The organism is Yoonia sp., assembly GCF_036007805.1.
GTDB lineage: Bacteria > Pseudomonadota > Alphaproteobacteria > Rhodobacterales > Rhodobacteraceae > Yoonia.
The window spans coordinates 1-14,977 of record NZ_DASYOK010000144.1; the positions used below are offsets into that span (position 1 = coordinate 1).

A 14,977-nucleotide genomic window follows, 5' to 3' on the forward strand; every position below is an offset into this window, starting at 1 on the left:
CTCAAAGCACTGATCAGAAAAGACGCGGCTCGAACATACGATGACCTCTGGCAAGCCGTCGGACGTGTTTGCGACCTGTTCTCAGAAGAGGAATGCTATAACTTCTTCAGAGCAGCAGGCTATGAGGCAAATTAACTGCAAGATGCTCTAATCCGCGCGATTTCCATCAACAAGAACCAGCTCAACATCGCACTCGATCCCCAAGCTGTCGCAGGCGCAACAAATCTGCCGACATCATCGCTGCATGATTCACTTTGCAAAATCTCGACATCCATTGCCTGCAAACGCCGTGGCGTGGAGATGCGCATCGTTGCCGGTGAGCGCCGCCCGAAACAGACCAGACGCTGATCCGCGCTCTACGCAATGCCCATGATTGGGCAAACGCACTGAAAGCAGGAGAGCCGCTCCGGCAACTCGCCCAGCGCGTCAGACACTCCGAGCGCTACATCCGACGGGTCATTTCTTTGATCTCTCTGTCCCCGAGACTCCAAAGTGCGATTCTAGATGGCACCCAACCGACGGACCTGAACCTCGAGACACTCGTGCGCGGCGCCATTCCTCTGGACTGGAACCATCAGGATCGCCTGTTCGGACTGACGGCCTGACCTTCCCTGCTCAGCCAATTGCCTTCCCTGATAGGTGGCTGAGAATTCCCTGTTCGCCAGAATAAATTCCCTGTTATCGAACTTAGGGAATTGACCTCTAAATCAATGATATTGCTGGGGTAATTGGGCTTTGTTTTGCTCAAAAATCACGTATTCTGCGCAAATTCCCTGTTAAATGGCTGTTATCAGGGAAAAGCGGACCGGCGTATCCAGGCAACTGAGACGGTCGGGCCTTACTGCACAGGATCAGGCCGCGCGGTCCGTCTCAGTCCGAGACAGCACGTTGCAAGCCGCGGAAGACACGCGGGAATTCAGGACAAAACGGAAATGGGAAAATGATACTGGGGTTAGTGGCGGACTGGGGAGGATTCGAACCCCCGACCCCTTGATTCGTAGTCAAGTACTCTATCCAACTGAGCTACCAATCCGCGTATCGGGGGATTTAGACGGGGATTACCTGCGATGCAAGGCCCAATTCACATTCTTTCTCATTCTGCTGCAGGTGCGAGCGCCATGTCCTCTTTTGGCAGTTGAATAAGAAAGGTCGTCCCTTGGGCATTTGTTGATTTCAGCTCGAGCCGCCCGCCATGGCCGCGCACCAGATCGGCCGCAATGACAAGCCCCAAGCCAGAGCCACCCTTGCGCACACCGCCCTGGAATGGCTGGAACAGATGTTCTTGCGCTTTCTTGGGCAGGCCCGGCCCTGTGTCTGTGATCGTCAAGGACCACGTCAGATCATCCTCGACCGCCTGCAGCCCGATTTCGCCAGGGTCTCCGGTGGCCATGATGGCCTGACGCGCATTGCGCACAAGGTTGAAAATCGCGCGGTAAAGCTGCTCGCCGTCGGCGCGCAGGGTCATGGTGGCGGGGATATCTTCTGCAAAAGACAACGGGTAATCGGCGGCGGCCAACCTTTCGCTATCAATCACATCGCCGACGATTTGCGCCAGATTGACCCGTGAAAGGCGCGGGGCGGGCTCATCAACCCGCCCGAAGGCCAGCGTTGTTTCGCACAGGTTTACGGCACGTGTAATCGAGCCCACCAGTTTCGGCGCCATGCGTTTGACCAACGGGTCATCGGAAGATTCGATGCGGTCAGTGAAAAGCTGCGCAGACGTCAGGATATTGCGCAGATCATGGCTTACCTTCGCCACAGCGCCACCAAGCTGGGCCAACCGCTCTTTTTGTTTGAGAGAGCTGGTAAGCTGCGTTTGCATCATCCGTAGCGCTTCTTCGGCGTCGCGCAGTTCGGTCACGCTGGCGCGCGGTGTAATAATCTGGCGGGCGTCTTCGGGGGCTTTGGCATAGGCCTGCATATGGCCAACCACCCCTTTGATCGGGCGCACCAAAAGGATTTGTACCGACAGGAACAAAAGGCTTGCCGTGATGATCGAGATAAAGGCCGAAAGAAACAGAATATTGCGGCCATATTCCAACAGCGCATTGCGCAGGGGCATTTCGTCCATCGTCACTTCGATCAAGAGCCCGCCGTCGCGTACCGGATGACCAATGACGCGCACGATCCGGTCTTCGGGATCCACCAGCGTGCGCAGGGCATCCGCGATCAAGGTCATCGCGCTGGGGTCGCGCATGTCATAGGTCGCCGTGATGGGAGAGGGGATCGGTGACGAGAGTGCCAGTTGCCGGATTTCATCGCGCCGCAGGACCACGTTGTAGACCTCGGCATTGCGCAGCAACTCGGTCTCAAGCGCGGGGCTGATCATGTCATCAGCTTCCAGTGCCAGCGATGCGATCTGCGCGCGTTCAAGCCGCGCAAGCAGGTAATCCTCGCGGAAACGCGCGACCGAGGGCACGAAGATAAACACCTCGGCCAGCATCACGAAGATCACCGTGAGGATCAGAAAGCGACCTGAAAGAGAGTTGGTCATATTGCCTCGTTTTAGCGGCCTATGGCAGCCAACGCTGCACAAAGCCTACGACACGCTTTACCGTGGGGTTATCAAAAAGTCTCGGACTAAAATAGGCACCTGCCGCGCGCTTGTTAACCTCACTGACCGTCGGATAGGGCAGAACGGTATTGGCAACCGCCGACATTTTCATCTTGTTGGCGATGGCCATGGCCCACATGCCGATCAGCTCGCCCGCCATATGCCCCGCAATCGAAGCCCCGACGGGGCGGCCTTTGACAACCATCACCTTGATCAGACCCTTGGTCTTGCGTTCCGCAATCAGGCGGTCGTTATGATGGAAGTCAAAACGCACGACCTCTAGCGCAGGCCCGAATTTCTTTTTCGCCTGCGCTTCGGTCAGTCCCACTTGCGCCAGTTCGGGGTCGGTATAGGTGGCCCAAGGGATATGATCGGTCCGCTGCTTTGATGGCAGGCCAAAGAGCATCGACCGGATCAGAACCCCGGCATGATAGCCCGCGACATGGGTAAATTGCAGCCCACCGGCTACGTCACCTGCGGCATAGACCTTTTTGTTGGTCACCGACCGCAGATCAGGCCCAACCTTCAGTCCTGCACGATCATAAGCAATCCCGCCCGCATCCAGATCAAGCTTTTCGGTGTTCACCTTGCGCCCCACCGCCATCAGCAGATGTGATCCAGTGAAATCTCCCTTGGGGGTGTGGACTGTGATCGTATCGTCTTTGCCGGTGATCTTTTCGGCTTGCGTCTCTTCAACGATATTCACCCCTTCGGCACGCAGGTTTTCCAGTACAATCGCCGCCATTTCGGGATCATCCTTGCCAAAGGCCTTGGCCCCTTCAATGACGGTGACATTACAGCCCAGCCGCCGGTGCGCCTGCGCCATTTCCATACCGATGGGGCCACCGCCGATGATCAGCAGGTGTTTGGGTTTTTCACGCAGGTCAAAGATATTCTCGTTGGTGTAATAGGTCACATCCTCAATGCCGGGGATCGGCGGGACAAAGGGACCGGAGCCTGTGGCAACCACAAATCGGCGTGCTTCGATGATGGTGTCACCTGCCTGCACTTCTGTGCGTGAAATGAATTTGCCGAACTCGGAAATGACCTGCACGCCCAGCCCCTCGAAACGCTCAACGCTGTCCACAGGCGCGATGGTGGCGATCACGTCTGCGACGTGGTCCTTGGCTGCGGCATAATCGACCTGAGGTTCCACCTCAGCCACGCCAAGGGACGCGCCATGCGACATCGCATAGGCCTGTTTGGCCGAGGCGATGAGCGCCTTGGACGGCACGCAACCATAATTCAGGCAATCGCCACCCATCTTGTGGCCCTCAAGCAGGACTACTTTTGCGCCCATCTGCACAGCACCTGCCGCAATGGACAAACCACCTGATCCAGCGCCGATGATGCAAATATCTGTTTTGATCCGGTTCATGTCTTAAAGACCTTTCTTGCCGCGCAAGGCATTGATCAGGATCGGGAGTGCGGCCAGTACGCAAAGACCGATGATCGGGAAAATAATCTGGGGCTCAAAGATGATGCCAAGGTTCGGTGTCTCGCCACGGGCAAAGACCTCACCCAGACCCGCACCGACCGAGGTATAGACAACAGAGCCGGGGATAATGCCAAGGAATGTCGAGATCACGAAGCGATGCAGCGGTACTTCGAGGAAAGAAGGGATCAGATTGGCCAGAAAGAATGGTACAGCCGGTACAAGGCGGATCAGAAACAGCATCGACCACTGGTTTTCATCAATCCCGTCCTTGATCTTCTTCACTGTGCCTTGCGAGGTTTCCAGTTTCTTGCCAAGGCTTTCACCAAAGCCCCAGCGTGCGGCCAAAAAGATCGCCGTTGCGCCAATTGTGGCTGCGGTCATATTGAACAAGGCACCCGGGAAAGTGGCAAAGAGAAATCCGCCGGTGAGTGTCGCGATGGTCGCGCCGGGCAGGGAGAAGGCCACGATCACGACGTAAGCGGCAATGAACACCAGCACGGTCAAGACATAGTTGGCATCCCGGAACGCCAGCAGCGTCTCGCGGTTTTCAGCCAAGGCCTCGAAGGTCAGGTAGTCGCGCAAAAAATAAGCGCCGAGAATTGCCACAACAATAATCACAATCAAAGGCAGCTTCTTGAGAAGCGGGTTGGCGGGGGCATCTGGCATATCGGTCATCACATTCTGTCCTGAGGGGCTGCTTGGATGTTGTGTTAAATGGACTGATCCGCCTGATCAGGGTACCCACTTCACAGCCCATTGATGCAAAGCCCCCCTGATGTTTCATTTTCGGGGTGTGCTCTGTGAGGATTGAAACATTTGGCAACGCATAAATCTGCGAAATGTTGCAGTTTCATCCCGTGTGCTGCGTTGACATGATGCCCCCCCCCCTCTAAAGGACGGGTCTGAATTGTAGACAGGCTTCGAATCCTTTTGGGTTTGGCCGCAAACCGGAGAGCACGCTATGAAGCGCACGTTCCAACCATCAAACCGGGTTCGCAAGAACCGCCACGGATTCCGCGCACGCATGGCCACAAAGGCCGGTCGCAAGATCCTGAACAATCGCCGTGCCAAAGGCCGCGCGAAGCTGAGCGCGTAAGCGCGACAGCCGTTTTGACCGATTTGAAACCGCCGGTTGCGCCTGTGTCAGGCACTCCGGCGGTTTCTGTTTGCGTATTGACCAAGCGCGCAGACTTTGTGCGCGCGTCACACGCCCGCAGGCAAGGCACCCCCGGCATCCACCTTCAGGGGCGCAAACGTGCCGAGGGAGAAGCCGCGGGTATCCGTGTCGGCTATACCTGTTCCAAGAAAGTCGGTAACGCCGTTGCCCGCAACCGTGCCAAACGGCGTTTGCGTGAAGTGGCGCGGATTGTTCTGCCGGAAATGGGCCGTGATGGCTGGGATTATGTTCTGGTGGGTCGTAAAGACCTGACTGCGACCCTACCTTTTGAGACATTGGTGGCCGATCTGCGCCGCGCCATGAAAAAGGTCCACGGATGAGCCCATTTGCTTATGTCGTTTCGCTGCCGGTCCGCGCCTACAGGCTTGTGCTGTCGCCATGGGTCGGGATGAGCTGCCGCTATCATCCCACTTGTTCGGCCTATGCGCTGGAAGCGTTGGAGAAGCACGGGGCGATCAAGGGTAGCTATCTGACAGTGCGCCGCATCCTGCGCTGCCATCCATGGGGTGGATCGGGGATTGATAACGTGCCGGACTGAAGATTTTTCGACGAAAAATCTACAGGACCCAAAGAAATTTCGACGAAATTTCTTTGCTACTTCTTTTCAAACGAAATCGTAACCGTGCCGATATCCAGCCCGTAACGTTTGACATAAGCGAGGTTCAGCAACCGGTCCTCCGCCAGCAGCCACATCCAGTCATCAAAGGTCACACGCAAGGTTTCTGTCTCGCCTGTGGCAGAAGGCACCGGCAGATCAATCTCGTATTTCCAGTTAAATCGGTCACCTTGCTCGATACCGACTGCCTCACCGATCACGCCGGGGGCCGTGCCGACCCATGTGTCATCACCTGTTTTTGTCAGTGTCCAGATCCGTTGCTCGGTCGACCCGTCTTCATAGACAAAATCTTCAACCAGTCGCAGCCGCTCACCATCCCAGTCACCCGCGATGTTCACAACAAAACTGCGCCGTACGGTGCCGAGAATGTCCTGAAACTGCCCGTAGGCCACCAGTTCTCCGTCAAAGAACTCTTCAAGGTTCAATTTGCGGTCGCTGAGACTGGGGTCATTAAGGGACGGTTTGCCAGTGCAGGCGGCGAGCAGGGCGAAAGCGGCGGCAAGGATAAGGCGCATGTTATTCTCCAATGTCTTAATCCTGATACGCAGGGCGATCGGTTTCGGATGCCTCTAGGCAGACCACTGGCGTTCTGGCATATCGAAAACATGCTAGATGAATCTGAAATCCACCCGCTGTTTTACGGTGCCCCGAACACAACCGAGTTCAAGAAACTGCGCAAGCGCATTGTGCGCTACACGCGCGAAGCGATTGAGCAGTACGGGATGATTGAACGCGACGCAAAATGGCTTGTCTGTCTTTCAGGCGGCAAGGACAGCTACACGCTCTTGGCGGTGCTTTATGAGCTGAAATGGCGTGGCTTGCTGCCTGTTGAACTTGTGGCCTGCAATCTTGATCAGGGCCAGCCCGGATTTCCGGCCACAGTCTTGCCGGCGTTTCTGGAAAAGATGGGCGTGCCCCACCGGGTCGAGTATCAGGACACCTATTCCATCGTGATGGATAAGGTCCCGCAAGGCCGCACATTCTGCGCGCTCTGTTCGCGATTGCGCCGTGGCAACCTTTACCGCATTGCGCGTGAAGAGGGCTGTTCGGCGGTGGTTCTGGGCCATCACCGCGATGATATTCTCGAAACCTTTTTTATGAACCTTTTCCACGGTGGCCGTCTGTCAACGATGCCGCCGAAACTGGTAAACGAAGAAGGTGATCTTTTTCTTTACCGTCCGCTGGCGCATGTGGCCGAGGCCGATTGTGAAAAATTTGCGCTTGCGATGAATTACCCGATCATTCCTTGTGATCTTTGCGGGTCGCAAGACGGGTTGCAGCGCCAACAGGTCAAACAAATTCTTGATGGTTGGGAAAAGAACAGCCCGGGACGCAGGCAGGTTATGTTCCGCGCATTGATGAATGCGCGCCCGTCCCATTTGCTTGACCCCAAGCTATTTGATTTTGCTGCATTACAGCGCAATCTGCAGCCCCTATGCGGGCATGACGACGCGGGCGTGGGCTAAAAAAACAGCAGAAACGTAAATTTTAAAACAAAGCAAGATTCCGCAGCTTGTGTTATCTTGCTCTGAGTGCATTCTATCCACAATGTGGCGAGACTGTGGAACGGCTAACTGCGCTAATGCGTTGCAAATGCGGAAAGCTCATAAATTAAGGGTGTTCTGATTGTTGCGCGACGTAGCACAATTAACCATTTTCTGTCAGCATTTCCCTAGTTTCGCCTGTTTTGCATGGTTTTGTTACAATAGATATCCGCTGACGCATTGCTGGAGCTTTGAATAAAATGATTTCACGATTTGCTACGACGTTGTTGTGTACAGTTGCGCCGGTGGCGCTTTTTGCGCAGTCGGTTGAGCTACGATCCCCGGATGAATTCATCAACGTTGAGGGTCAAATTGTGGGCTTCAACGGTGTAATGGTTCAGGTTGAAACAACAGTTGGCCGCGTGGCAGTGCCCGCCGCAGAGGTCATTTGCTACGGTGAAGCATGCCTTGATGTCATCGCATCGAACGATTTCGGTTTGACGGAAGCTGCCTTTCAGGGCGTTGTCGGAGATGTCGTTCCTGTTATCGCGGGTGCTGTTGATGCACTGTCCGTCGGTTTCGCCTCACCAAGTTACGGCACATTGCACCGGACCATAACAGGGGCCTTTGCCGTGACCAACGCAGGCGACATAAGCGCCGAGCTGACGTCTGTGGGTGAATTGCTCTTGGAGAACCAAACGAACGGTGATCGGGCTGCCTTGTCCGTCAGTGCCTCGGATGAAGTGGCCGATATCCGCGTTGATAGCGTGTCTCTCAATGGCACGGCGAGCCGTGTTTACAACACGCCCTCTGCCTGGGCGACAGGCACGGCATTGTCACATCAGTTGCTTGGCCTGAAGTCGTTCTCTGTCGTCGTGGCTCCCAATGCAGGGATCACAGCGCTTTCCGTGAACGACCTCGCGCGCATTTTTGCAGGTGAGGTGACGAACTGGTCTCAGATCGGCGGTGCTGACGTGAGCATCCTGCCGCTTCAGCTTCCGCCAAATTCCGAAGCGGGTTCCGCATTTCAGCGTCTTGTCATGGAGCCCGCGGGGCTTGAAGTTGCAGGCAGTGTCCTGACCATGTCGGATGAGGCCGGTATTTCCGGTTCGATTGGCCAATTCCCTGGAAGTGTAGGTGTGATAACGACCGCAAATGCCGACCAGAACTTTGTTGTAGATGTGGCCGGGTCGTGCGGTATTGCGGTGGCGCCGACGCCGTTCAATGTCATTTCGGGTGACTATGCTTTGATCCAGCCGATTATGGCGACCTACAACACCACACCCAACACAGCCTTGCCGACAGAAGTGTTCGACTTTGCGGTCAGCGATGTTGCACAAGGCTTGGTCGAGAACGAAGGTTTCATCAACTTCAGTGTGGTGGCGTTGAATAATGCCGAGAAGAACGCACGGATCAGCGGCCTGCTTGAAGCAGCACTTGACGATGTGCAACGCGCCGCCGCTGCAGAAATGTTTCAGGCGCTGTTTGATGCAGACCGTTTGTCATCCACAATGACGGGTGGCCCCGCCAGTGGCGCAGAGGGGGCTTGGAACCGAGCGATGTTGATTGATCTGATCGATTTTCTGGAACAGCCCGGAAACGAAGGCCGCGAGATCCTTTTGGTCGGCTTCGGAGAGAGCACCAATGGGAGCGCAGCGGCAATTGCTGCCTCCGAGGAAGCGGCCACCTCTTTTGCGGAGCTCCTCGGCGATCTTGCGGCAAATACAATTGCGGCCAACAACTATACCGTTACCTCATATGGTTTTGGGAATGTGTCACCGGCCACCTGTATTGACGGGCAGGTCACAGGGTCCGAGTACACGCGCGTCGAGGTTTGGATCCGCTAATCTGGATTGCGATGCCGAGAGACTTGGGAAAATGCGCCGTTCAGCGGCGCATTTTTCATTTTAAGTAGTGTCATGCAGATTGGGCCCAAAGGCGAAAACTCCACGCAGGTTATCGGTAAACAGGTGGCATGTTATCGCTTAGCAGCACATCACATGCTGTTGTGTCGTCTATCCAAAGGGTGCATTTCGTCACCCAGACACATAGGTAAGAGACATGAACAAACGTATCCTCTCCTTCATCGCCGTTCTGGCGCTTACGCTTTATGCCGGTGCCGTTTCGGCCCAGCAGCTCAGTCTGGCGCAAATCTCGGCCTATCTGAATCAGCTTCAGACCGCGCAGGGTGGCTTTACCCAGATCAACCCCGACGGCACGCTAAGCACTGGCCAGATCTACATCAAACGCCCCGGGCGCATCCGGTTTGAGTATAACGCGCCGTCGGATTCTTTGGTGATGGCCGGTGGTGGGCAGGTCGCGATCTTTGATCCGCGCTCGAACACAGGACCGGACCGCTATCCGTTGAACCAGACCCCGCTCAGTATCATTTTGCAGAATAACGTAGATCTTGAACGCGCCGATATGGTGACAAATGTGGCTTCGGACGGAACGACCACAACTGTCACCGCGCAAGACCCCGACAACCCCAACTATGGTAGCATCCAACTGGTCTTTACGGCCAATCCGGTTGAACTGAGGCAGTGGATTGTCACCGACGAATTCGGAACCGAGACCACGGTGATCCTGAATGATCTGATCTCGGGCAGCGTGATCCGGGATATCCTGTTCAACATCAACGCGGAAATACGCAGTCGCGGAAACTGATCCCTGATAACGAGATCAAGAAAAGGCGGCTCTGCGCAGAGCCGCCTTTTGCGTTCTAGCGCTTGCGGCAGGACCGCAGTTGTTGGTCGTACATCACGGCACGCGCTTCGACTTCGCCGGAAATCCGGATCAGCCAGCTTTTAGAACGCCACGTGCCGCGCAAGAAACCGGTCCGGCCATCGTGATAGGCCAGATACTGGTTGCGCGTGTCATAGATTGGCACGCCCGTCTCTTGCACGGTCAAGGTCATGTACCAGCCCATGAAATCTGTGGCGTCGAAAATATCGTCGCGCCGCGCACTGCGCCCACCCGGGCCGCGCACGTATTCTTCCCATGTGCCATCCAATGCCTGACTATAGCCAAAGGCCGAGGATTGCCGCCCCACGGGAATCACACCCAGCGCATAGCGATGCGGCGTGCGGTTGTTGCCGATAAATTTGCTTTCCTGATAGATCATCGCCATCAGCGCAGGAACCGGAACGCCATATTTGCGTTCCACCGCTTTGAAAGCACGAAGGTATTCCGGGCGCTCGGACACGATACTACATGCATCATCCAGGTTGCGCGGGGCCGAGTTATAACCCGATCCGCTGCTGCAACTTGCCAGAAGCATCACACATGCCATTGCGCGAAAGATACTGCTCATCTGCCTCTCGCTTTTATTTGTTTTTTCGCAGCATAGCGCGGAACAGGCGTTGTGGGAATCCCCTTGTGGTGCCGATCTAGATCACAAATGCGAGGATCAGCGGCAAAGCGAGCACCGAAAGCAGGGTTGAGGCCACAACCAGACCCGCCACAGGCTGCGCGTCGGCCCCGTATTTTTCGGCCAGAAGGTAGGATGTGACTGCCACCGGCGTGGCCAGTTGTACAATCAGCACGCCAGCGGCAACAGGATCAAGCCCGAACCAGACCGCAGCCCCCCAGCCGGCACCGCCGCAAATCAACAACTTGACGACCGAAAGCACGACAGCCTGTCCCATCGCCTTTGTTTCCAGCCGCGCCACTGCCACCCCAAGTGTGATCAGCATCATCGGGATCGCCATCTGCCCGATCAATTCCAGCGTATTGGTCAGGAAAACCGGTGTTTCCCATCCCTGCCACAAGAACAGCGCGCCCAGCAGGGTCGCACCCACCAAGGGTTCCTGCAAAACGCGTTTGAATGATCCCGCACCTGCCACCATCCATATGCCGATCGTGAACGACAAGATCGCCATCACCGCAAAGACCACCACCGCATAGCCCAAGCCTGTCTCGCCAAAAGCAAAAAGCGCCAGCGGCAGGCCAAGGTTGCCCGTATTGCCGAAAATCAGCGGGGCCAGATAGGTTTGCGTGTCGAGCCGGGCCGCTTTCACAAGAATGAAACAACCCGCGATGACAATCAGATAGGCCACAAATGAGGCCAGAGACAGCGTGGCAATCGCCTGTGGCGCGGCGTCTATGTTCATCAACGCCACAAAGATAAGGCAGGGCACCGCCAGTGTCATCGCCATGCGGGTGACAAAGGTGACGCTGTACTCAAACCCCAGTTTGACCCATACGAATCCGACAGCGGCCAAAAGAAAAACCGGCGCGGTGATATTCAGGACTGTCAGGACGAGGTTCACAAACTGTTTCCTTTAAATTTTGGCCGCAAGCGTGGACTTTTCGCGTGCGGCAGACTTATAAGGAGACAAATAGGAAGACCATGTTCAAAACGCGCGCGAAATATCATCTTGGCCAGATTGTACGCCACAGAAAGCATCCGTTCCGGGGTGTTATCTTTGACGTGGACGCCATGTTTTCGAACACGGACGAATGGTACAATGCCATTCCAGAGGACAGCCGTCCCAAAAAGGACCAGCCCTATTATCACCTCTTGGCCGAGAACGAGCAGAGCTTTTATGTGGCCTATGTCTCGGAACAGAACCTTGTCGCTGACTATTCCGGCGAACCGGTCGATCACCCTGATCTGGATGATCTTTTCGGTCCGTTCGAGGATGGTCAGTACCCGCTACAGGTCCAGCTCAACTAGCCTTTGAATCCGACGGCTTCTTGCCGCAGCGCGCCGAGCCCTTCAATTTCTGCCGTCAGGATATCGCCCGCTTTCATAAAGCGTGGTGGTTTGTGGCCAACGCCAACGCCGGGTGGTGTCCCTGTCAGAATAAGGTCGCCGGGTTGCAGGGTCACGAACTGGCTGACATGCGCCACGATCTGGGCTACCGAAAAGATCATCGTCTTGGTTGACCCTTTCTGCATTTGCTCACCGTTGATTTCCAGCGACATCGACAGGTTTTGCACGTCTGCAATCTCGTCTTTGGTCACAAGGTAGGGGCCAACCGGCGCAAAACTGTCTGCCGATTTGCCTTTCATCCACTGACCGCCGAACTCAAGCTGGAATGCCCGTTCAGACACGTCATTGCCGACGAAATATCCTGCCACGTGATCTAGTGCGGCTTCCTCTGTCACATGTTGGGCGCGGGTGCCGATGGCAACGCCCAGTTCCAGCTCCCAGTCGGTCTTGGTCGCGCCTTTGGGAATGATGATCGGATCATGCGCGCCTGTGACCTCGCAGGCCTTCATGAACAGGATCGGATGATCGGGGATCGCCATGTTCATCTCTGCGGCGTGGTCGTAATAGTTGAGCCCGATGCAAAAGACGCGCCGCACATCGCCTAGAAACGGGGCTGGTTTGCCGGCAATGACAGGGCAGGCGTCAAGATCAATGGCGGCAAGGGCGCGCAGCGCGTCCGGTGCAATCTGAGCAGCGGTCACATCGTCAATGTGTCCTGACAAATCACGCAAAGCGCCCGCAGCATCCACTGCTGCTGGTTTGATCCCGTCTGCTGTTCTGATCCGGCAAAGTTTCATGGCGCACTCCCTTTTGTTTGGCCAAGACATAGCCCCAGCCGTGTGCGGACACCAGAGGGCTGGTCAATGTGGCTGGTCATGTTACATCCCTTTGCAAGATCGAAAGGATGCCCAGATGCTTGTTGTCGTTTCCCCTGCCAAATCGCTCGACATGGAGCCGGTTGATATTCCCGCCACTGCGCCTGATTTTCAGGAAGACGCGGTGCGCCTGTCCAAGACCGCCAAGAACCTGACGCTCAAAGAACTCAAGAGCCTGATGAGCATTTCGGACGATCTGGCACGTCTGAACCGTGACCGGTTCAATGCTTTCGCGGCAGAACCGGATGCGAGCGCCACGAAACCTGCGGCATTGGCGTTTAACGGCGATACCTATCAAGGTCTGGAAGCCAAGACCCTGACCGAGGATGATCTGGCATGGGCGCAGGACCATCTGCGCATTCTGTCGGGCTTGTACGGTCTGTTGCGGCCGCTGGATGCGATCCAGCCCTACCGGCTCGAAATGGGTAGCCGGTTGAAAACGCGGCGCGGCAAATCGCTTTATGACTATTGGGGCGACACCATTGCCAAGGCGCTGAACGCACAGGCCGAGACCTTGGGCACCGATACGCTGGTGAACTGCGCCAGTCAGGAATACTTCGGCGCAGCGGACCGCGCGGCGCTGAAACTGCGGGTCATCACGCCGGTCTTTATGGAAGTCAAAGACGACAAACCACGCATCGTCAGCTTTTTCGCCAAACGCGCCCGCGGTGCCATGGCCCGTTTCATGGTCGAGAACCGCGTCACCGATGCCGATGGTATCAAGGATTTCACGTCGGGTGGCTACGCCTATGACCCCGACCTGTCAGAGGGCAATAAATGGGCCTTTCTGCGTGACTACCCCACCTGATTGATCAAAAACCACTCGTTGCAATACGCCAAGAAAGTTCTGGTTTCTAGAAGTCTGCGGCAATTCGCATGTCGCGCAACGGACGCACTGCTTTGATGGATGCATCGTAAAGCGGATCAGCTTTATAAGCAGCCAAAGCCTCGTGACTGGCGAACTCTGCATAGACGATCACATCAACCTCAGACGACAGAGCATCGCTTTGCGTGTTCTGCCGCACTTCAAACGACGTGCTGTGCGGGATCCCGGCCAAAAGCGCCAGACCTTCCACGATACGCGGAATGTCTGCCTTGTCCTTGGCGCTGAAGAAAACAACATGGCGAAGGGTCGGGCGTGTCGTCACTGGCTTTTCGTCTCACTGATGGTGTTGGCTGTCACAAACACGGCGCACAGGCGTCCGCAAGGGGCAGGCCTGCGCTAAATCCGCTCAATCGCCAGCGCAATCCCCTGACCGCCGCCAATGCACATCGTGATCAGGGCGCGTTTGCCGCTGATGCGTTCGAGCTCATACATTGCTTTCACTGTAATAATTGCACCCGTCGCCCCGACAGGATGGCCCAGCGCAATCGCGCCGCCATTGGGGTTCACGCGGGCCGGATCAAAGCCAAGCTCTTTGGACACGGCCAAGGCCTGCGACGCGAAGGCCTCGTTCGATTCGATCACATCGAAATCGTCCACTGTCAGCTTTGTTTTCGCCAAGAGGTTCTTCACCGCAGGCACAGGTCCGATGCCCATCACCTCTGGCCGCACACCGGCATGCGCATAGCCCAGAATACGGAACTTCGGCGTCAGCCCTGCCTTTTCCGCCGCCTCGGCTGTCGCCAGCACAATTGCCGCCGCCCCGTCGTTCAGGCCCGAGGCGTTGCCAGCCGTAACCGATCCGTCTTTCTGGAACACGGGGCGCAGGCCTGACAGCGCCTCCAATGTCGTAGCCTTGGGGTGTTCGTCCGTCACAAAATCCACGATCTCGCGGCGCTGTTTGACGGGAACGGGGGTAATCTGGCTGTCAAAGTATCCTGCCGCAATCGCTGCTGCGGCACGTTCCTGACTGAGCAAAGCAAAGGCATCTTGCTCTGCGCGGGTGACATGATGTTCGCCTGCGACATTCTCGGCCGTGACACCCATGTGTCCCGTGCCAAAAGGACAGTTCAGCGCCCCCAACATCATATCCCGCGTGCGGATATCGCCCATCTTGGCACCCCAGCGCTGATCGGAAATGATAAAGGGTGACCGGCTCATGTTTTCGGCCCCGCCGGCAAGGCCAAAATCGGCATCCCCCAGCATCAGCGACTGCACCACAGACACGATGGC

General features: G+C 56.2%; 17 protein-coding genes and 1 tRNA gene. 8 read left to right on the forward strand and 10 right to left on the reverse strand.

The features are described 5' to 3' along the window. Positions 1–956 precede the first annotated feature (956 nt). From VGP75_RS08375 to VGP75_RS08390, 4 genes are all read right to left on the reverse strand, one after another. A tRNA-Arg gene (locus VGP75_RS08375) sits at positions 957–1,033 on the reverse strand. A gap of 60 nt (positions 1,034–1,093) precedes the next feature. After that, complete coding sequence (locus VGP75_RS08380; RefSeq protein WP_327543224.1) at positions 1,094–2,494, reverse strand: sensor histidine kinase; 1,401 nt, start codon at positions 2,492–2,494, stop codon at positions 1,094–1,096. Between the two features lie 19 nt (positions 2,495–2,513). Next, positions 2,514–3,932 (reverse strand): dihydrolipoyl dehydrogenase family protein, encoded by a 1,419-nt coding sequence (locus VGP75_RS08385; RefSeq protein WP_327543225.1) that lies wholly within the window; start codon positions 3,930–3,932, stop codon positions 2,514–2,516. Positions 3,933–3,935: 3 nt separating this feature from the next. Next, positions 3,936–4,667, reverse strand: coding sequence for a TVP38/TMEM64 family protein (locus tag VGP75_RS08390; RefSeq protein WP_110278047.1), 732 nt, complete (start codon positions 4,665–4,667; stop codon positions 3,936–3,938). 286 nt (positions 4,668–4,953) lie between these two features. Between VGP75_RS08390 and rpmH the strand changes: the two genes are divergently transcribed. Genes rpmH through yidD form a run of 3 tightly spaced genes read left to right on the forward strand, consistent with a single transcriptional unit; the run spans position 4,954 to position 5,707 of the window. After that, positions 4,954–5,088 carry a 50S ribosomal protein L34 gene (gene rpmH / locus VGP75_RS08395; RefSeq protein WP_008231458.1) on the forward strand — a complete coding sequence of 45 codons (135 nt, stop codon included), beginning with the start codon at positions 4,954–4,956 and terminating at the stop codon, positions 5,086–5,088. 14 nt (positions 5,089–5,102) lie between these two features. Then, on the forward strand, positions 5,103–5,489 hold the full coding sequence (rnpA, locus tag VGP75_RS08400) for a ribonuclease P protein component (RefSeq protein ID WP_327543226.1): 387 nt from the start codon (positions 5,103–5,105) through the stop codon (positions 5,487–5,489). Further along, entirely contained in the window at positions 5,486–5,707 is a 222-nt protein-coding gene (gene yidD / locus VGP75_RS08405) for a membrane protein insertion efficiency factor YidD (protein ID WP_327543227.1), read from the forward strand. Before rnpA ends, yidD begins: the two co-directional genes overlap by 4 nt. Positions 5,708–5,763: 56 nt before the next feature. Here the strand turns inward: yidD and VGP75_RS08410 are convergent, their stop codons facing one another. Continuing rightward, a complete protein-coding gene (locus VGP75_RS08410) occupies positions 5,764–6,300 on the reverse strand; it encodes a DUF3833 family protein (protein ID WP_327543228.1) in 537 nt (178 codons plus the stop codon). 90 nt (positions 6,301–6,390) lie between these two features. Between VGP75_RS08410 and ttcA the strand changes: the two genes are divergently transcribed. The 3 genes from ttcA to VGP75_RS08425 all read left to right on the forward strand — a co-directional run bounded on the left by ttcA (position 6,391) and on the right by VGP75_RS08425 (position 9,936). After that, a complete protein-coding gene (gene ttcA / locus VGP75_RS08415) occupies positions 6,391–7,251 on the forward strand; it encodes a tRNA 2-thiocytidine(32) synthetase TtcA (protein ID WP_327543229.1) in 861 nt (286 codons plus the stop codon). Positions 7,252–7,529: 278 nt separating this feature from the next. After that, positions 7,530–9,116, forward strand: coding sequence for a PstS family phosphate ABC transporter substrate-binding protein (locus VGP75_RS08420; protein WP_327543230.1), 1,587 nt, complete (start codon positions 7,530–7,532; stop codon positions 9,114–9,116). Positions 9,117–9,330: 214 nt separating this feature from the next. Next, entirely contained in the window at positions 9,331–9,936 is a 606-nt protein-coding gene (locus VGP75_RS08425; RefSeq protein ID WP_327543231.1) for a LolA family protein, read from the forward strand. Between the two features lie 55 nt (positions 9,937–9,991). On the opposite strand, the gene VGP75_RS08430 is transcribed toward VGP75_RS08425, so the two are convergent. Continuing rightward, the gene (locus VGP75_RS08430; RefSeq protein ID WP_327543232.1) at positions 9,992–10,582 is read right to left on the reverse strand and encodes a transglycosylase SLT domain-containing protein; all 591 of its coding nucleotides are present in this window, start codon (positions 10,580–10,582) and stop codon (positions 9,992–9,994) included. 76 nt (positions 10,583–10,658) lie between these two features. Then, positions 10,659–11,540 (reverse strand): AEC family transporter, encoded by an 882-nt coding sequence (locus VGP75_RS08435; protein WP_327543233.1) that lies wholly within the window; start codon positions 11,538–11,540, stop codon positions 10,659–10,661. 80 nt (positions 11,541–11,620) lie between these two features. Here VGP75_RS08435 and hspQ point away from each other — a divergent pair, with 80 nt between their 5' ends. Beyond that, complete coding sequence (gene hspQ, locus VGP75_RS08440) at positions 11,621–11,947, forward strand: heat shock protein HspQ (RefSeq protein WP_076660810.1); 327 nt, start codon at positions 11,621–11,623, stop codon at positions 11,945–11,947. On the opposite strand, the gene VGP75_RS08445 is transcribed toward hspQ, so the two are convergent. Beyond that, entirely contained in the window at positions 11,944–12,783 is an 840-nt protein-coding gene (locus tag VGP75_RS08445) for a fumarylacetoacetate hydrolase family protein (RefSeq protein WP_327543234.1), read from the reverse strand. The genes hspQ and VGP75_RS08445 overlap by 4 nt on opposite strands. Positions 12,784–12,898: 115 nt before the next feature. Here VGP75_RS08445 and yaaA point away from each other — a divergent pair, with 115 nt between their 5' ends. Continuing rightward, positions 12,899–13,669: a peroxide stress protein YaaA gene (gene yaaA, locus VGP75_RS08450; RefSeq protein WP_327543235.1), complete on the forward strand. Its 771-nt coding sequence runs from the start codon at positions 12,899–12,901 to the stop codon at positions 13,667–13,669. Positions 13,670–13,715: 46 nt separating this feature from the next. Here yaaA and VGP75_RS08455 read toward each other — a convergent pair whose 3' ends face one another. Beyond that, on the reverse strand, positions 13,716–14,009 hold the full coding sequence (locus tag VGP75_RS08455; protein WP_327543236.1) for a Dabb family protein: 294 nt from the start codon (positions 14,007–14,009) through the stop codon (positions 13,716–13,718). A 74-nt stretch (positions 14,010–14,083) separates the two neighbouring features. Next, the coding region (locus VGP75_RS08460) for an acetyl-CoA C-acyltransferase (RefSeq protein WP_327543237.1) at positions 14,084–14,977 on the reverse strand (894 nt) is incomplete at its 5' end.